This window comes from Sphingomonas cynarae (assembly GCF_039537815.1).
Classification (GTDB): domain Bacteria; phylum Pseudomonadota; class Alphaproteobacteria; order Sphingomonadales; family Sphingomonadaceae; genus Sphingomonas; species Sphingomonas cynarae.
In genome coordinates, this window is the sequence record NZ_BAABBF010000005.1 from 270,596 (window position 1) to 287,135 (window position 16,540).

Here is a 16,540-nt window from a genome sequence, read left to right on the forward strand (position 1 = left end):
CTATCTACAGCGGAACGCGAACAACCGATCACCGATTCTTCGTCACCACGGCCTATATCATGGCCGGGATCATCGTTGCCGGTTTCGGCATGCAGTGGCTGATGGGGCGGTCAAGCTTTCGGTCACCACCGATGCTGCATGTCCATGCGCTGGTCTTCATGGGATGGACGATGCTGTATGTCGTCCAGAACCATCTGGTCGGGCGTGGATCGGTGGCGCTGCATCGGCAACTGGGCTGGATCGGGGCGGGCTGGGCCGTGGCGGTGATGATACTGGGCCTGTACATGACCGCGATGATGGTTCGCCAGGGAAGAACGCCGTTCTTCTTCCAGCCCGGCTATTTCCTGTTCATGAACTGGTTGACCGTGCTGGGTTTCGGTGCGTTGACGGTGGCGGCGATCCGGCTGCGGCGGCGGACCGACTGGCATCGCCGGTTGATGCTGTGCGGGATGGCGATCCTGACCGGGCCGGCATTCGGGCGGCTGCTGCCGATGCCGCTGCTGATCCCGTTCGCGGCGTGGGGCGTGTTCGTCTGCGTGATGCTGTTTCCGATCGCGGGCATGGTCGCGGACGTCAGGCGGTACGGTGCAATCCACCGCGCATGGTGGTGGGGTGCAGGTACGATCGCGGCGCTGCAACTCACGATCGGCGTGGTCGCGTTCAGCCCATTCGGCCTGACCGTCTATCGCACGGTGACGGCCGGCGCGGCAGGCGAGACGGCGGCGCCGCTGGTCTTTCCACCGTTTCCCGGAGCGCGGCCTCTTGGAATACCGCCCGGCAGCTGACCTGCGCTCAACTGCTATGGTCGGTGACGATGCGCCAATGGCCGTCCCGTCGCGCGAAAACCAGGGTGGTATAGCCCGATTGCGTTTCCTTGCCCGTCAGCGTCCAGCGCGCGATGAGGACGCGGTGGGTGGCATCGATCGGGCGTTCCACCAGCATCTCGAACGACAGCTTGCCGCGGGTGTTGCCGCCAGCGGTGAAGCTGGACGCATAACGCGCGGCGATCGCCGTCTTGCCGCGCACGACGCCCCTGGCGGTGACGTAGACCGCATCGTCGGCATAGACCGCCATGAAACGATCGAGGTCGCCGGCGTTCCACCCCGCCGCGCTGGCGGCCATCGCGGCGGCGATGGTCGTCGCCTCCGCCAGTTGCACCATCGCCGCGATCATCGTTCGTTCTCCACCATCGCGATCAGTGCCGCCTCGTCCAGCGCGCCGGCCCGCAGGAACCCCTGATACCAGCCGCAACCCTCCGCCGTCAGCCGGGCGAGCTGTTCAGGCGTTTCCACCCCTTCGGCGATCACCGCCAGCCCCAATCCACGGGCGATATCGATCACGCCGCGCACCACCACCCGGTCGCGCGGATTGCCCACGATGTCGCGGGCCAGCGCCTTGTCGATCTTCAGATAATCGAGCGGCAACGCCTTCAGATAGGCGAGGCTGGAATAGCCGGTGCCGAAATCGTCGATCGCGACGCGGCACCCCGCCCCCCGCAGCTCGGCGAGGACGGTGGCGGCACGATCGAGTTCGAGGATCATGCCGGTTTCCGTCACCTCGACGGTCAGCCGGCCGCGCGGAAAGCCGCTGGCATCGACCCGGTCGAGGAACAGGCGGGCGAAACCGGTCCGGGCGAGATCGGCGGCGGTGAGGTTCAGCGACAGCCGGAGCGTCGACAGCGATCGCGGCCAACGTGCGGCACATCGCAAGGTCAGTTCCTGGATATGATCGGACAGGGCGATGCCGAGATCGGCCCGGTCGGCGGCGGCGAACAGCGTGTCGGCCCCCAGCGCGCCAAGCCGGGGATGCTGCCACCGCGCCAGCGCCTCCACTCCGACGATATCGCCACTGGCGATCTCCACCTGCGGCTGGAACAGGATCGCGATGCCGTCGCCCGTCACCGCGTGATGCAGATCGGCTGCAAGCGCATCCAGCGACCCGGCTTCCTCCGGCGCGGCCATCCGCACCGTGGCGCCAGCGCTGACCCGCGCCTGCGCCAAGGCGGTGTCGGCGCGACGCAACAGGGCATCGGCATCCTCGCCCGGTGCCTGGCCGGCGACGCCGATCCGATGCCCGATCAGGATCGGCCCGCCCTCGACGGCGAAGGGCCGGGCAAGCGCCGCACCGATCGCGCCGAGCCGCGTGATGGGTGGACCGTCCAGCCCGATCAGGAAGTGATCGCCCGCGATCCGCGCCACGACGGTGTCCGGGCCGGCCGACTCCGCGATTCGCGCCTGCGCCAGCGCGATCACCGCATCCACCCGTTCGCGTCCATGCGCGGCGTTGACGAGGTCGAGTCGCGATAACGTGACGGCGACGAGCGCGCAGCTGCCGCCGGCGGCGATCCGGCCGTCGAGCCAGGCGCGCAGTCGCCGCCCTTCCTCGCCGTCGATCGCCGATGTTTCGCGCCGGTCGATGGGGCCGGCAGCGCGCAGCATGGGCAGCATCGTGGCGATCGCCGGTTTCGAATGGAGGCCGGCGAGGAAGCCGGCAGCGCCCGCCGCGACGAACGGCGCGGCCCCCTCGGCAGTATCGGTCAGGACCAGCACCGCCTCGCCCGCGGTGGCGGCGACGCGGATCTCGCGCAGCGCCGCCTGTTCGCGGCCACGGGCGTCGACGATGCCGATGGCGCGGTGCTGGTCGGGGCTGTCCATGTTTGTGGACCCTAGCGGCGGGTGGGCGCACCCTCAATCCGTTACGCATCAGTCACGTCCTGTCGGTCACGCTCTTGCCGATCGACGATGCAGACCCTAGCTGGGACGGTACGATGGCGACGGTCCTATCCCCTTCCGATACGCCCGCTTTCGACAGGCTGGTCGACGCGCATGGGCGGGCGATCCGGTACCTCCGCATCTCGGTGACCGATCGCTGCGACCTGCGCTGCCGGTACTGCATGGCGGAACAGATGACGTTCCTGCCGAAATCGGCGCTGCTGAGCCTGGAAGAGATCGCGATCATCGCCGAGCGATTCGTGGCGCGCGGCGTGACGAAGATTCGGTTGTCGGGCGGGGAACCGCTGGTGCGCCGCGATGTCGGCGAACTGGTCAGGCGGCTGGGCGATCTGGTCGGCCACGGGCTGGACGAGCTGACGATGACCACCAACGGCACGCGGCTGGCCGATCATGCGCCCGCGCTGCTCGCCGCCGGGATGCGGCGGATCAACGTCAGCCTCGACAGCCTCGATGCCGACCGGTTCCGACATATCACCCGGCACGGCGATGTCGCGCAGGTGATCGGCGGTATCCGGGCCGCGCGCGATGCCGGCCTACGCATCAAGATCAACATGGTCGCGCTGAAAGGGCTGAACGAGGACGAGATCGGCCCCATGCTGCAATGGTGTGCCGACGAGGGGCTGGACCTGTCGCTGATCGAGACGATGCCGCTGGGCGCGATCGACGAGGACCGGGTCGATCGCTTCCTGCCGCTGACGCGGGTGTTCGACGATCTGTCGGCGCGTTTCCCGCTGGAGCGCGATTCGCATCGCACCGGCGGACCGGCGCGATACTGGCGGGTGGCGGGAACGGACACGCGGCTGGGGCTGATCTCGCCGCTGACCGCGAATTTCTGCGACGGGTGCAACCGGGTGCGGCTGACGACCGAGGGCAAATTGTACATGTGCCTAGGTCATGACGATCAGGTCGATCTGAAGGCGGCGCTGCGCGATGGCGGCATCGGCGCGCTGGACGCCGCCATCGACCGTGGCCTGCGCGAGAAACCGTTGCGCCACGATTTCCGGATCGAGGCGGGATCGGCCCCGGCGGTGACCCGGCATATGAGCGTCACGGGCGGATGACCGGTTATCAGCGGTGGGCGCTGGCCGCCTCACCCACCGGCCCGGCGCAGGCCGCGGCCGCCGAACTGGCCGATGCCGCCGATTGGGTACCGTTGGACGAGGCGGACGTGGTGATCGCCCTGGGCGGTGACGGGTTCATGCTGCACACGCTGCACCGGATGCTGGAGCGGCGTATGGCCCCCGGCGCGGCGCCGGTGCCGGTGTTCGGCATGAATCTGGGGACGGTCGGCTTCCTGATGAACGAATGGCGGCGGCACGGCCTGCAGGAACGGCTGGCCCGCGCGCGCCGGTTTCAGGTCACCCCGCTCCAGATGACCGCGACGGCGGTGGACGGTCGTATCTGCACCCTCCCCGCGATCAACGAGGTGTCGCTGCTGCGCGAGACGCGGCAGACCGCCAAGCTGGAGGTGCGGGTCAACGACCGGATCGTCCTGCCCGAACTGGCATGCGACGGCATCCTGTGCGCGACGCCGGCGGGATCGACCGCCTATAATCTGTCCGCGCAGGGGCCGATCCTGCCGCTCGGTTCGGGTATGCTGGCGTTGACCCCGATTAGCCCGTTCCGGCCGCGGCGCTGGCGCGGGGCGATCCTGCCCGACAAGACCCGCATCTCGCTGACGGTGCTGGACCCCGCCAAGCGCCCCGTCTCCGCGGTCGCGGACCAGCGCGAGATGCGCGACGTGGCGCAGGTGGATATCTCGATGGATCGCGCCCGCGACCTGACCCTGCTGTTCGACCCCGAACACGCGCTGGACGAGCGGATCACGATGGAACAGTTCATCGCCTGACCGCGCCGTCGCCGGGGGAACCGGCGTGGGTTCAGCGCTGGGTTTCCCGTTGCGCCTGCACGGATTCCACCGGCTTGTCGGTGCCGGCGACGTTCGTCACGAACAGGATCGCCAGCAGGATCGCGCCAACGAAGGCGCACACCATGCCGATCACCAGCCCCCGCGCCGGCTTGTTGCCATTGTCATCGGCCATCGATCATTCTCCTGTTCATACGTGGCCAACGCACGGCTCCCGCCGATGGGGGCGACGACCGTCATTGATATGGGCTGGCGACATGCCGCAAATCCGCGGCATCCCACCGGTAACATCATCATTATCCGCTTAAATCCGTCATCGATCGCCCCTACAGGGCAAATGCCGCATGGTTGACTCGCGGCGGTTCGAGTAGGTCGAGATGCCCAATCCAGTCCCGGTTCATCCCCGCATCGATGCCCATGACCTGCCAAATTCTCCTTTCGAGGAGTTCCGGCTGTGCGAGCGGGATACCCGGAATGTCGCGCAGGACGCCGATGAGCGGCTGGCCACCGCCCGGCTGCTGCTGCGGGCAACATGGCCGGTTTCGACCGATACGTTCGTGACGGAGGACATGCCGCTGCTGCTGACGCGCGCCGGCCAGATCGATCCATCGCGCTGAACGGCGCGGTGTTACCGTAGACCGGGATGATCGTGGAAAGCAGGTGACGGGTACCGGTCGGCCATCATCATCCGCGTCATATCGGAAGGTGGCTCCCTGAGTAGGATTCGAACCTACGGCCGCTCGATTAACAGTCGAGAGCTCTACCGCTGAGCTATCAGGGATCGTTGCCGGTGGCGGCTCTATAACCGGCGGAAAAGAGGATGCAACCCCCTATCCGATCATGGAGCGATCATCGCGGCGATGCATTGGGGGTAAATGCGACAGACGACCACCATGCTGACGATCGCCACTCCCGGCGCGGGATTGCACGAGATCACCGACCGGATCGTCCGCTGGATCGGCGAGACAGGGATCGACGAGGGGCTGCTGACGGTGTTCTGCCGGCATACCTCCGCCTCGTTGCTGATCCAGGAGAATGCCGCCCCGGCCGCGCGACGTGACCTGGAACGCTATTTCGCGCGTATCGCACCGGAGAGCGACCGCTATGAGCATGACGACGAGGGACCGGACGACATGCCCGCGCATCTGCGCAGCGCCCTGACGACGGTACAGTTGTCGATTCCCGTCATCCGTGGCGAGATGGCGTTGGGGACGTGGCAGGGCATCTATCTGTTCGAACATCGCCGTGCGCCGCATCGCCGGACGCTGGCATTGCATCTGATCGGTGAATGATCCCAATCAGTCATTTTGCTGAACGGGAGCCAAGTCGTTCATCGCTCGTTCCACCATTGACGGTTATTGCGGGGCGTTTCGCCGCATCTGCCGCGAACGGAGACGCTGAAATGTTTCTTTCCTTCGGCCGCAAGGCCATCGTGGCGGCGTTGACCGCCAGCACTCTTTTCGTCGCGGGCTGCGCGACGGAAACCCGTTACCGTCCGGCCACCGGGCAGGGCTTCTACCGGTCGGGCTACAGCGACCGGCAGATCGAGCCGAATCGCTTCCTCATCAGCTTTGCCGGCAACAGCGTGACATCGCGCGATACCGTGGAACGGTATCTGTTCTTCCGGGCCGCCGAGCTGACGTTGCAGCAAGGCTATGATTATTTCGTGATGGCGGATCGCGACACCAACCTGCAATCGCGCACCTATTCCACGCCGGGGTTCGGTGGCGGATTTGGCGGCGGTTTCGGTTATGGCGGCTTCGGCGGCTATTGGGGGCCGTCGTGGCGGTATCGCGGAGCCGGTTTCGGCTGGCGCAGCTGGGATCCGTGGGGCGGTGGTTTCGGTCCCTGGGGTGGTGGTTTCGACGTCCGCACCATCGACCGGTACGAGGCCGCAGCGGAGATCGTGATGCGCAAGGGACCGATCCCGCGCGAGAACATCCGTGCCTTCGATGCCCGCAAGGTTGTCGAATCGGTCGGCCCGTCCGTGCAGTTGCCGGAACAGCCCAACCGGCGCTGATCGTTCGCCGGAACGACATGGCCGGAGCCACCCCGGGGTGGCTCCGGCTTTTGCGTGCCTATAACGTCTGGTCGAGCGCGGTTCGTGCCGGCCGCGGGCGCAGGGTCAGCAGCGCGACGAGACTGAGCGCCGCCGCGCCGCTGAGGTACAGGCCGACTGCGGCAAGCCCGTGTTCCATCGCCAGCCCCTGCGCCACCAGCGGCGTCAGCCCGCCGCCGATCACCCCCGCGACGTTGAACGCGATCGAGGCACCGGTGTAGCGCACCCGTGGCGGAAACAGCCCGGGCAGCCAGGCGCCGAGCGGTCCATAGACGAAACCCATCGCGAACAGGGTCAGCGACAGGAAGGCGAACGCCCCCGCCGCCGACCCGTTCATCAGCGGGGCGATCGTGAAGCCCACGAGGATCGTGGCGACACATCCCCCCGCCAGCACCCGACGCTCGTCCCAGCGCCGATCGGCGAGCCACGCGGCACCATAGATGCCGACGGCCATGAACAGGATCGCGCCCAACTGCATCAGCAGGAACTGCTGCATGGTGAAGCCCAGCGTCTTGGTTCCGTAGCCGAGGAGAAAGGCGGTGCCGACATAATAGGCGGCGAAGCACGCGATCGCGCCGACGATGCCGGCCAGCGTCACGCCGCCATGATGCCGGAACAGCTCGAACAGCGGAACCGATGGCGGCGGTGATTCGGTCAGCGAGGCGGCAAATTCCGGGGTTTCGGTCAGCTTCAGGCGGATCCACAGGCCAAGCGCGACCAGCAGCGCGCTGATCGCGAACGGCACCCGCCAGCCCCAGTCGCGGAATTCTGCCGGCGACAGCCATACGCCCAGCAGCAGGAACAAGCCGTTGGCGAGGATGAAGCCGGCCGGCGCCCCCAGTTGCGGCGCGCTGCCATAGCGTGCGCGCCAGCCCGGGGGAGCGTGTTCGACCGCCAGCAGCGCCGCCCCGCCCCATTCCCCGCCCAGGCCGAAGCCCTGCCCGAACCGCAGCACGCACAACGCCACCGGCGCGATCCAGCCGGCGCTGGCATAGGTCGGCAGGAAGGCGACGAGCGTGGTCGACACCCCCATCGTCAGGAGGGAGGCGACCAGCGTCGATTTGCGGCCGATCCGGTCGCCGAAATGGCCGAACACGATGCTGCCCACCGGTCGCGCGAAGAACGCCACCGCCAGCGTCGCGAATGCCGCCAGTTGCTGCGTACCGGGTGAACCGACGGGAAAGAACAATTCCCCGAACACCAGTGCGGCGGCGGTGGCATAGACGTAGAAATCGTAGAATTCGATCGTCGTACCGACGAAACTGGCGGTTAGTACGCGGGCATGGGACGGCGGATGATGGGTCATGCGCCCGTTTCACGCCCCCGCCCTGCACGGTCAACCCGACGGGCCTGCCGTCACCAGATCAATCGACGCCCGGATAGGTCGCGAATCGGGGCAGTGCGTCGATATCGTCGAGCCAGCCGACCCGGTCCTTTACCATGATGTGCGCGCCGGGCGGATCGCCGGCCTGATCGTCGAGCGTACCCGACTGGATATCGACGATGCCGGGCAGATAGGTGGGGTTGCGATAGAACAATCCGGTTCCGCACCGCCCGCAGAAGTCACGCGTCGCAAGGGCGGACGAGGCATAGGATCGCGTATCCCCCGTCACCGTCAGCTGTTCCTCGCGAAACGCGATCCAGCCGACCATCGGCGCGCCCGACCAGCGGCGGCAATCGCTGCAATGACACAGGGCATGATGCGCCGCCTGCCCGGTCGCGACATAGCGCACGGCACCACAATGGCAGCCGCCGGTACGGATGGCGTCAGTATCGGGAATCGGATCGGTCATCGCGGTAACGTCTCTGCCGGCGGGGGTGGAGTCAATCGGGGCGGGTCCTGCCCCGCCCCGATCGACCCTGCGGCGATCAGCGACGATCGATGCTGGCGAGCTGCACCGTGCGACCGCCGACGATCGCGGCGATCTTGCGGGTGCCGTCCGCCATCATTTCGCGGTAGCAACGCTGTGCATCGGCCAGTTCGTGCCAGCGGGCCTTGTCCTGACCGCAGGCATGACGGGCGGCGGCGGTCAGCCGACGGTGCAGGCTGGCCCGCCCGGCGGGATCGGACAGGTTCAGGTCGGCGGTTTCGATCCGCGCGGTGACCGGCACACGGGTCTGTGCGGCAGCTGCGACGGGCGACAATGCACATATGGCGAGGACCGCCGCGGTCGCGACGTTCTGGATGATCTTCATGACTGGGCTCCTGCGGGGGGCGCCCCGGTATCCGGGTGCGCATCATCGCCCACGGAGACCCGCCCCGGTCGATACCGACCGCGACCCCCCGTTGGCTGCACGCCCTCTGCGCCGCTGTCGTTACGCCCGCGCGACGATCGCGTGTCAGGGCGATGACGGCGGAGGATGCTTGCCCCCGGCATCGCCGTTCCCTACCTGTTCGTCGGTGAACGATGCCACCACCCCGATGCAAGAGCCGCCCTATCTGCGCGGCCTGAACGAACCCCAGCGCCAGGCCGTGCTGACGACCGACGGCCCGGTCCTGATGCTGGCCGGCGCCGGCACCGGCAAGACGGCCGCCCTGACCGCACGGCTGGCCCACCTGCTGTACACGCGCAAGGCGTGGCCATCGGAGATACTGGCCGTCACCTTCACCAACCGCGCCGCGCGCGAGATGCGCGAGCGGGTCGGCCGGCTGGTAGGGGATGCGGTGGAGGGGATGCCGTGGCTGGGCACCTTCCATGCGATCGGCGCGAAGATGCTGCGCCGCCATGCCGAACTGGTCGGGCTGCAATCCAATTTCACCATCCTCGACACCGACGACCAGTTGCGCCTGCTCAAGCAACTGATCCTTGCCGCCGATATCGACGAGAAGCGGTTTCCTGCCCGCAGCCTGGCCGGGCTGATCGACGAGTGGAAGAACAAGGGGCTGACGCCCGGCGACGTCGATGCGGGCGAGAGCGAGCGTTATGCCAACGGGCGCGGTGGCGAGCTTTATGCGCAGTATCAGGCGCGGTTGAAGGCGGTGAACGCCTGCGATTTCGGCGACCTGCTGCTCCACATGCTGGTGATCCTGAAGACGCAGCGCGACGTGCTGGAACTGTACCAGCAGCGGTTCCGCTACATCATGGTCGACGAGTATCAGGATACCAACAGCGTCCAGTATCTCTGGCTGCGGCTGCTGGCGCAGGAGCGCAAGAACATCGCCTGCGTGGGCGACGACGACCAGTCGATCTATTCGTGGCGCGGCGCGCAGGTGGAAAACATCCTGCGCTTCGAGAAGGATTTCCCCGGCGCCACGGTGATCCGGCTGGAACAGAATTACCGTTCCACCCCGCATATCCTGGGCGCGGCGGGCGGCGTGATCGCCAACAACAGCGGCCGGCTGGGCAAGACGCTGTGGACCGAACTCGACGTGGGCGAGAAGGTGCGCGTGCTGGGCGTGTGGGACGGGCCCGAGGAGGCACGCCGCGTCGGCGAGGAGATCGAGGCGGCGAAGCGGCGCGGCACCGGGCTGGACGATGTCGCGATCCTCGTCCGCGCCTCGCACCAGACGCGCGAGTTCGAGGACCGGTTCATCGTGATCGGCATGCCGTACCGGATCGTCGGCGGCTTCCGCTTCTACGAACGCGCCGAAATCCGCGATGCGCTCGCCTATCTGCGCATCGTCAACCAGCCGTCGGACGATCTGGCGTTCGAGCGGATCGTCAACGTGCCCAAGCGGGGCCTTGGCGACAAGGCGCTGGCGAAGATCCACCAGCTCGCCCGCGCCACGGGCGCGCCGCTGACCACGGCGGCGGCGCGCATCCTCGACACCGACGAACTGACCCCGCAGGCGCGGCGTTCGCTGGGCAATCTGGTCGGTGATATCGCCCGCTGGCGCGACCGGGCGAGCCAGCTATCCCATGCCGAACTGGCGCGACAGTTGCTGGACGAGAGCGGCTATACCGCGATGCTGCAGGCGGAAAAGTCGGTCGAGGCGGCGGGGCGGCTGGAGAACCTTACCGAACTGACCCGCGCGATGGAGGAATACGACTCGCTCGGCGCGTTCCTCGAACATGTCAGCCTGGTGATGGACAAGGATGGGGCGGTGCAGGAGCCGCAGGTCACGATCATGACCATCCACGCCGCCAAGGGGCTGGAGTTCGACACGGTGTTCCTTGCCGGCTGGGAGGAAGGGCTGTTCCCGTCGCAGCGCGCGATCGACGAGGGCGGGACCAAAAGCCTGGAGGAGGAACGCCGCCTCGCCTATGTCGCGATCACGCGGGCACGGCGGCGGGCGGTGATCTTGCACGCCGCCAACCGGCGCATCTATGGCCAGTGGACATCTTCCATCCCCAGCCGCTTCGTCGGCGAACTGCCGGGCGACCATGTCGACAGCGAGACGACGATGTCCGGCGGCGAAAGCCTGTGGCGGGCGAACTGGTCCGAACATGCCGATCCGTTCGCGGATGTGGCACGCGGCACCGGACGCGGTCCCGGCTGGCAGCGGGCGGCAGGGCAAACCGGCCCGTCGAGCTTCACCACCGCGCCCAAGCGGATCGTCGAAAGCCAGGCGAGCGCGGTCAGCATCGGCAACAAGGGGCGCGACGACCTGTCGCTCGGCCAGCGGGTGTTCCACCAGAAGTTCGGTTACGGCGCGATCGCCGAGATCGAGGGCAACAAGCTGGAGATTGACTTCGAGAATGCCGGGCGCAAGCGGGTGATGGACAGCTTCGTCACGCTGGGGTGAACCGGCGGTTGCTGACAAAGGGCTGAAGGGGCCGTTCAGGAACCATCCTCATGGCAGGCCGTATCCTCCGCACATTGCCCGATTCGCGGGCCGGAGGATGTTGCCATGCTTTCCCGCTTGATCCCGCTCGGTCTGCTTGCCGCGACGATGGTGGTGGCCCCTGCCCTCGCCCAGACCGGCGCTCAGGAGCAGCGGTTCCGGACGGCGCAGGACCGGTTCGATCGCGAATATCAGCTCTACCGGCAGGAGGTGGACCGGTATCAGGCCGCCCGCACCGGCCCCGCCCGTTACGACGACCGCGACGAGGATACCGGCCCCTATCGTCAGGCACCGGATCGCTACCGCGACGGGTATGACGACGAGGCGGCCTATGACCCCGCCCGCGATTATCGCGGCGGCACCCAGTATCGCGAACGGGTGCTGGCATCCGAAGACCGCGTCTATGCCGGCTATGACGGCCGTTATTACTGCAAGCGATCGGATGGGACGACCGGCCTGATCGTCGGTGGCGCGGCGGGCGGGGTGCTGGGCAACGTGATCGACGGCGGCCGCAGCCGCACCGTCGGGACGCTGCTGGGCGCGGCGGCGGGCGCACTGGCGGGACGGGCGGTGGATCAGAACCAGCAGGTCCGCTGCCGCTAGGGAAACCGCGACTTGAATATCGGGTCTGCCGCATAGCCCATGCGGTAGACCAAATCCTGTTGATTTAGGACGAGTGTACGGCGATAGGATGGGGCAATATTAGAAGCAGGGGTATGGGACACTGATCCCGCCCGCCCGTTCAGGAGACGATCATGACCGCCTCGCCGATCCGCACCGAGCGCCACGACGATATCCTCGTCATCATTTCCGACAATCCACCCGTCAACGCGCTGGGCGCGGCGGTACGGCAGGGGATCGAGGCGGCGATCAAGGATGGCGTCGCCGACGCCTCCGTCGCGGCGATGGTGATCCGCTGCGACGGACGCACCTTCTTCGCCGGCGCCGACATCACCGAGTTCACCAAGCCGCCGGTATCGCCGCTTCTGCCCGAGCTGGTCGACATGATCGAGGCATCGACCAAGCCCGTCGTGGCCGCGATCCATGGCACCGCGCTGGGCGGCGGCTGCGAGGTCACGCTGGGATGCCATTACCGGATCGCGGTCCCCTCCGCGAAGATCGGCACGCCCGAGGTGAAGCTGGGCCTGCTGCCGGGTGCCGGCGGCACGCAGCGCCTGCCCCGCGTTGCGGGCGTCCGCGTCGCGCTGGAACTGACCGCCAAGGGCGATCCCATTCCGGCGAAGAAGGCGCATGAGGCGGGGCTGATCGATCGCATCGCCGGCGAGGACAGTCTGGTTGCCGATGCTTTGGCCTTTGCCAATGAGATCAAGGATATCCGGCCAATCCCTCGCGCGTCGGAAAAGGCCGTGACCGCCGATCCCGATGCCGTGGAAGCCTTCAGGAAGGAAAACGCCCGCCGTTTTCGCGGGTTCGAGGCGCCCGCCGCCAACATCGCGTGCATCGAGAAGGCCGCGTCCGGCGCGACCTTTGCGGACGGCATCGCGTTCGAGCGGCAGGAATTCATGCGGCTGATGATGGGTGTCCAGTCCGCCGCGCAGCGCCACATTTTCTTCGCCGAGCGGCAGGCATCGAAGATCGACGACGTGCCCGCCGACACCGCGCTGCGCCCGATCAGGCGCGTGGGCGTGATCGGCGCCGGCACGATGGGCGGCGGCATCGCGATGAACTTCCTGACGGCGGGCATCCCGGTGACGATCGTCGAGATGCAGGCCGACGCGCTGGAACGCGGCACCGGCACCATCCGCAAGAATTACGAGGCGACCGCCGCCAAGGGGCGGATGAAGCCCGAACAGGTCGATGCCGCGATGGCCGCGCTGACCCCGACGCTGGCCTTCGACGATCTGGCCGAATGCGACCTGATCATCGAGGCGGTGTACGAGGAAATGTCGGTGAAGAAGGATATCTTCACCCGGCTCGACGCCATCGCCAAGCCCGGCGCGATCCTGGCGTCCAACACCTCCTATCTCGATATCGACGAGATCGCGGCGGTCACCTCGCGGCCGCAGGACGTGGTGGGGATGCACTTCTTTTCGCCTGCCAACGTCATGAAACTGCTGGAAGTGGTGCGCGGGGCCAAGACCGCGGGCGATGTGCTGGCGACGGTGATGGATGTCGCCAAGAAAATCCGCAAGGTCGCGGTGGTGGCGGGCGTCACCTATGGCTTCATCGGCAACCGGATGCTGATGCCCCGGCAGGTGGAGGCGACCAAGCTGCTGCTGGAAGGCGCGACGCCTGAACAGATCGACCGTGTCCATGTCGGGTTCGGGATGCCGATGGGGCCGTTCCAGATGGCCGATCTGGCGGGCGTCGACATCGGCTGGCATCGCGACCCGAGCCGGATCGAGAATATCCGCGACGCGCTGGCCGCCGAGAACCGCTGGGGCCAGAAGACCAAGGCGGGCTTCTACGATTATGACGAGAAGCGGACGCCATCGAACAGCGCGCGCGTCGCCGAGATCATCGACCAGTTCCGGGCCAAGGAAGGCGTCACCCCGCGCGAGATCGGCGACGACGAGATCGTCGCGCGCACGCTCTACACGATGGTCAACGAAGGCGCCCTGATCCTCGAAGAGGGCAAGGCCCAGCGTGCCTCCGATATCGATGTCGTGTGGATCTACGGCTATGGCTGGCCGGTCTATCGCGGCGGCCCGATGTTCTGGGCGCAGACCGAAGGGCTGAAGAAGGTGGTCGCCGGGCTGGAGCAATATGGCTTCCCGGTTGCCAGATCGTTGAAGGAAGCGGCCGCAACCGGCGGGCAGATCAGGTGACCGCTGCGGTGGCCGTCAACGATCCGGACCGTTTCCGACAGGATACGCGCGCCTGGCTGGCGGCGAACTGTCCGCCCGAGATGCGCCGCCCGGTCCGGACCGAGGACGATGTCTGCTGGGGCGGGCGGCGGTTCGTGCCGTCGTCTCCCGCACAGCGCGACTGGCTGGACCGGATGGGGCAGCGCGGCTGGACCGTACCGGACTGGCCGAGCGCCTATGGCGGCGGCGGACTGTCACCGGCCGAGACAAAGATCCTGCGCGAGGAGATGGCGGCGATCGGGGCGCGGTCGCCGCTCAACAGCTTCGGCATTTCGATGTTGGGGCCGGCACTGCTAAAATACGGCACCGAGGCGCAGAAGCAGGAGCATCTGCCGAAGATCGCGCGCGGTGAAATCCGCTGGTGCCAGGGTTATTCGGAACCCAATGCCGGGTCCGATCTGGCCAGCCTGGCCACCAGCGCGCGCGATGGCGGCGATCATTACATCGTCGACGGACAGAAGGTGTGGACCAGCTATGCCGACAAGGCGGACTGGATATTCTGCCTCGTGCGGACGTCGAAGGAGTCCAAGCAGGGCGGAATCAGCTTCGTGTTGTTCGACATGGCATCCGAAGGCGTATCGACCCGGCCGATCCTGCTGATCAGCGGTTACTCCCCGTTCTGCGAAACGTTCTTCGACGGGGTGAAGGTTCCCAAGGCGAACCGCATCCATGACGAGAACCGGGGATGGGAAGTCGCGAAATATCTGCTGGGTCATGAGCGGGAGATGATATCCGGCATGGGCCTGCGAGATACCGGGCGTAACCCATTAATAGATAGCGCAATTGCTACGATCGGGGTGGATGGTTCCGGGCGGCTGGCCGACCCGCTGCTGCGCGCCGCCATCGCCCGGTTCGAGGTACGGGCTCGCGCCTTTGCGGCCATGTCCGAACGCTTCATCGACGAACTGAAGGCGGGACAGGCGCACCCCGCCCAGCCGTCGATGATGAAATATTACGGCACCGAGCTGAACAAGGAACGTCAGGAACTCGCGATGGCGGCGGGCGGGTCGAACGCGCTGGAATGGGACAGCGAGGCATCCGATACCGGGGCTGCGGCGCGGCGCTGGTTGCGCAGCAAGGCGAACTCGATCGAGGGCGGCACGTCGGAAATCCAGCTCAATATCGTTGCCAAACATATCCTGCAATTGCCCGGCGCATAACGATAAACGTCCCACATGGACGGGGGAGAGACAATGCCGCTCTATCTGACCGACGAGCAGGTCATGCTGCGCGATGCCGCGCGCGATTTCGTAACGGATACCGCCCCGGTTTCGCATCGGCGGGCGTTGCGCGATGCTGACGATACGACTGGGTTCAGCCGCGACCTCTGGCGCCGTTTCGCCAAAATGGGCTTTACCGGCATCCTGATCGGAGCGGACCATGGCGGGCTGGGGCTCGGCCATGTCGAGGCAGGGATCGTGCTGGAGGAGATCGGCCGCAACCTGTCCCCCTCCCCGTTCCTGACCACGGCGGTCGCGGCGGCGACCGCGCTGGCGGGCAGTGCGCAGGGAGACCGTTGGTTTCCGGGTATCGTCGCCGGCGAGACGGTCGCGGCGATCGCGATCGACGAGACGGCCAAGCATCGCGACCGGATCGCGATGGCGGCGGTGCGGTCGGGCAACGGCTTCCGTCTGTCGGGCGAGAAGTGCTTCGTGGTGCATGGCCATGTGGCCGACCTGCTGATCGTGGCGGCACGCACCGCCGGGGGGCCGGAGGATCGCGACGGGGTGACGCTGTTCGCGGTGCCGGTGGATGCCGAGGGACTGTCGGCGACGGCGGAGCGGCTGGCCGATGGCGGGCTGGCGGCGCGGCTGCGGTTCGACGGCGTGACGGTGGATGCCGATGCGGTGATCGGTTCGGTCGATGGCGGCCGCGACCTTCTGAACCGGATATTGCGGGCCGGCCGGACGGGATCGGCGGCCGAGCTGATCGGCGTCGGCGATGGCGCCGCGACGATGACGCTGGGGTATCTGAAGGACCGCAAGCAGTTCGGCGTTCCGATCGGCAGCTATCAGGCGCTGCAACACCGCGCCGCGCACCTCTATGCCGAGATGGAGGTCGCGCGGGCGGCGGTATTGCATGCCCAGCATTCGCTCGACGCCGGATCGGCGGAGGCCGATGAGGCGGTGTCGGTGGCCAAGGCGATGGCGACGATGGCGACCACCCTGTCGGTGAACGAGGCGATTCAGATGCATGGCGGGATCGGCATGACCGACGATTACGACATCGGCTTCTTCATGAAGCGCGCGCGCGTGCTGGCGGAATGGTGGGGCGACGCCAATTTCCATGCCGATCGGCTGGCGGTGACGGCCGGCTATTGAGCGGGGG

The 16,540-nt window shown here is 67.1% G+C and carries 17 protein-coding genes and 1 tRNA gene; 11 read left to right on the forward strand and 7 right to left on the reverse strand.

Features of this window, described 5'->3' with window-relative positions; genetic code table 11:
- The first annotated feature begins 59 nt into the window (after positions 1–59).
- Positions 60–785: a hypothetical protein gene (locus ABD719_RS12505; protein WP_344693715.1), complete on the forward strand. Its 726-nt coding sequence runs from the start codon at positions 60–62 to the stop codon at positions 783–785.
- Between the two features lie 7 nt (positions 786–792).
- Here ABD719_RS12505 and ABD719_RS12510 read toward each other — a convergent pair whose 3' ends face one another.
- Positions 793–1,173, reverse strand: coding sequence for a YybH family protein (locus ABD719_RS12510; protein WP_344693716.1), 381 nt, complete (start codon positions 1,171–1,173; stop codon positions 793–795).
- Complete coding sequence (locus tag ABD719_RS12515) at positions 1,170–2,654, reverse strand: EAL domain-containing protein (protein ID WP_344693717.1); 1,485 nt, start codon at positions 2,652–2,654, stop codon at positions 1,170–1,172. The genes ABD719_RS12510 and ABD719_RS12515 overlap by 4 nt, the downstream gene beginning before the upstream one ends.
- Before the next feature lie 113 nt (positions 2,655–2,767).
- Between ABD719_RS12515 and moaA the strand changes: the two genes are divergently transcribed.
- Both moaA and ABD719_RS12525 read left to right on the forward strand, forming a co-directional pair.
- Complete coding sequence (gene moaA, locus ABD719_RS12520) at positions 2,768–3,793, forward strand: GTP 3',8-cyclase MoaA (protein WP_192126945.1); 1,026 nt, start codon at positions 2,768–2,770, stop codon at positions 3,791–3,793.
- Positions 3,790–4,581 (forward strand): NAD kinase, encoded by a 792-nt coding sequence (locus ABD719_RS12525; protein ID WP_344693718.1) that lies wholly within the window; start codon positions 3,790–3,792, stop codon positions 4,579–4,581. Before moaA ends, ABD719_RS12525 begins: the two co-directional genes overlap by 4 nt.
- 31 nt (positions 4,582–4,612) lie before the next feature.
- On the opposite strand, the gene ABD719_RS12530 is transcribed toward ABD719_RS12525, so the two are convergent.
- Complete coding sequence (locus tag ABD719_RS12530) at positions 4,613–4,774, reverse strand: hypothetical protein (protein ID WP_344693719.1); 162 nt, start codon at positions 4,772–4,774, stop codon at positions 4,613–4,615.
- Between the two features lie 202 nt (positions 4,775–4,976).
- On the opposite strand from ABD719_RS12530, the gene ABD719_RS12535 reads away from it, so the two are divergent.
- A complete protein-coding gene (locus tag ABD719_RS12535) occupies positions 4,977–5,216 on the forward strand; it encodes a hypothetical protein (RefSeq protein ID WP_344693720.1) in 240 nt (79 codons plus the stop codon).
- Between the two features lie 89 nt (positions 5,217–5,305).
- Here the strand turns inward: ABD719_RS12535 and ABD719_RS12540 are convergent.
- Positions 5,306–5,380: transfer RNA gene (locus ABD719_RS12540), tRNA-Asn, on the reverse strand.
- Between the two features lie 94 nt (positions 5,381–5,474).
- On the opposite strand from ABD719_RS12540, the gene ABD719_RS12545 reads away from it, so the two are divergent.
- Positions 5,475–5,891, forward strand: a complete 417-nt coding sequence (locus tag ABD719_RS12545; protein WP_344693721.1) for a secondary thiamine-phosphate synthase enzyme YjbQ — start codon at positions 5,475–5,477, stop codon at positions 5,889–5,891.
- 110 nt (positions 5,892–6,001) lie between these two features.
- Entirely contained in the window at positions 6,002–6,619 is a 618-nt protein-coding gene (locus ABD719_RS12550; protein ID WP_344693722.1) for a CC0125/CC1285 family lipoprotein, read from the forward strand.
- A gap of 58 nt (positions 6,620–6,677) precedes the next feature.
- On the opposite strand, the gene ABD719_RS12555 is transcribed toward ABD719_RS12550, so the two are convergent.
- From ABD719_RS12555 to ABD719_RS12565, 3 genes are all read right to left on the reverse strand, one after another.
- Entirely contained in the window at positions 6,678–7,964 is a 1,287-nt protein-coding gene (locus ABD719_RS12555) for an MFS transporter (RefSeq protein WP_344693723.1), read from the reverse strand.
- Between the two features lie 58 nt (positions 7,965–8,022).
- Positions 8,023–8,451, reverse strand: coding sequence for a GFA family protein (locus ABD719_RS12560; protein ID WP_344693724.1), 429 nt, complete (start codon positions 8,449–8,451; stop codon positions 8,023–8,025).
- 76 nt (positions 8,452–8,527) lie between these two features.
- Positions 8,528–8,854, reverse strand: a complete 327-nt coding sequence (locus ABD719_RS12565; RefSeq protein ID WP_344693725.1) for a UrcA family protein — start codon at positions 8,852–8,854, stop codon at positions 8,528–8,530.
- 226 nt (positions 8,855–9,080) lie between these two features.
- Between ABD719_RS12565 and ABD719_RS12570 the strand changes: the two genes are divergently transcribed.
- From ABD719_RS12570 to ABD719_RS12590, 5 genes are all read left to right on the forward strand, one after another.
- The gene (locus tag ABD719_RS12570; protein WP_344693726.1) at positions 9,081–11,345 is read left to right on the forward strand and encodes an ATP-dependent helicase; all 2,265 of its coding nucleotides are present in this window, start codon (positions 9,081–9,083) and stop codon (positions 11,343–11,345) included.
- A 105-nt stretch (positions 11,346–11,450) separates the two neighbouring features.
- Positions 11,451–11,987, forward strand: a complete 537-nt coding sequence (locus ABD719_RS12575) for a glycine zipper 2TM domain-containing protein (RefSeq protein ID WP_344693727.1) — start codon at positions 11,451–11,453, stop codon at positions 11,985–11,987.
- Positions 11,988–12,139: 152 nt separating this feature from the next.
- Entirely contained in the window at positions 12,140–14,173 is a 2,034-nt protein-coding gene (locus ABD719_RS12580; protein ID WP_344693729.1) for a 3-hydroxyacyl-CoA dehydrogenase NAD-binding domain-containing protein, read from the forward strand.
- The gene (locus tag ABD719_RS12585; RefSeq protein ID WP_344693730.1) at positions 14,170–15,372 is read left to right on the forward strand and encodes an acyl-CoA dehydrogenase family protein; all 1,203 of its coding nucleotides are present in this window, start codon (positions 14,170–14,172) and stop codon (positions 15,370–15,372) included. The genes ABD719_RS12580 and ABD719_RS12585 overlap by 4 nt, the downstream gene beginning before the upstream one ends.
- A gap of 33 nt (positions 15,373–15,405) precedes the next feature.
- Entirely contained in the window at positions 15,406–16,533 is a 1,128-nt protein-coding gene (locus ABD719_RS12590) for an acyl-CoA dehydrogenase family protein (RefSeq protein WP_344693731.1), read from the forward strand.
- The last annotated feature ends 7 nt before the right edge of the window (positions 16,534–16,540 follow it).

Coding starts and splice junctions, on each gene's coding strand:
- ABD719_RS12525 (WP_344693718.1), top strand. CDS start 3,790: ATGACCGGTTATCAGCGGTGGGCGCTGGCCGCCTCACCCACCGGCCCG.
- ABD719_RS12570 (WP_344693726.1), top strand. CDS start 9,081: ATGCAAGAGCCGCCCTATCTGCGCGGCCTGAACGAACCCCAGCGCCAG.
- ABD719_RS12560 (WP_344693724.1), bottom strand. CDS start 8,451: ATGACCGATCCGATTCCCGATACTGACGCCATCCGTACCGGCGGCTGC.
- ABD719_RS12510 (WP_344693716.1), bottom strand. CDS start 1,173: ATGATCGCGGCGATGGTGCAACTGGCGGAGGCGACGACCATCGCCGCC.
- ABD719_RS12555 (WP_344693723.1), bottom strand. CDS start 7,964: ATGACCCATCATCCGCCGTCCCATGCCCGCGTACTAACCGCCAGTTTC.
- ABD719_RS12580 (WP_344693729.1), top strand. CDS start 12,140: ATGACCGCCTCGCCGATCCGCACCGAGCGCCACGACGATATCCTCGTC.
- ABD719_RS12575 (WP_344693727.1), top strand. CDS start 11,451: ATGCTTTCCCGCTTGATCCCGCTCGGTCTGCTTGCCGCGACGATGGTG.
- ABD719_RS12545 (WP_344693721.1), top strand. CDS start 5,475: ATGCGACAGACGACCACCATGCTGACGATCGCCACTCCCGGCGCGGGA.
- ABD719_RS12565 (WP_344693725.1), bottom strand. CDS start 8,854: ATGAAGATCATCCAGAACGTCGCGACCGCGGCGGTCCTCGCCATATGT.
- ABD719_RS12535 (WP_344693720.1), top strand. CDS start 4,977: ATGCCCAATCCAGTCCCGGTTCATCCCCGCATCGATGCCCATGACCTG.
- ABD719_RS12530 (WP_344693719.1), bottom strand. CDS start 4,774: ATGGCCGATGACAATGGCAACAAGCCGGCGCGGGGGCTGGTGATCGGC.
- ABD719_RS12550 (WP_344693722.1), top strand. CDS start 6,002: ATGTTTCTTTCCTTCGGCCGCAAGGCCATCGTGGCGGCGTTGACCGCC.
- ABD719_RS12505 (WP_344693715.1), top strand. CDS start 60: ATGGCCGGGATCATCGTTGCCGGTTTCGGCATGCAGTGGCTGATGGGG.
- moaA (WP_192126945.1), top strand. CDS start 2,768: ATGGCGACGGTCCTATCCCCTTCCGATACGCCCGCTTTCGACAGGCTG.
- ABD719_RS12515 (WP_344693717.1), bottom strand. CDS start 2,654: ATGGACAGCCCCGACCAGCACCGCGCCATCGGCATCGTCGACGCCCGT.
- ABD719_RS12590 (WP_344693731.1), top strand. CDS start 15,406: ATGCCGCTCTATCTGACCGACGAGCAGGTCATGCTGCGCGATGCCGCG.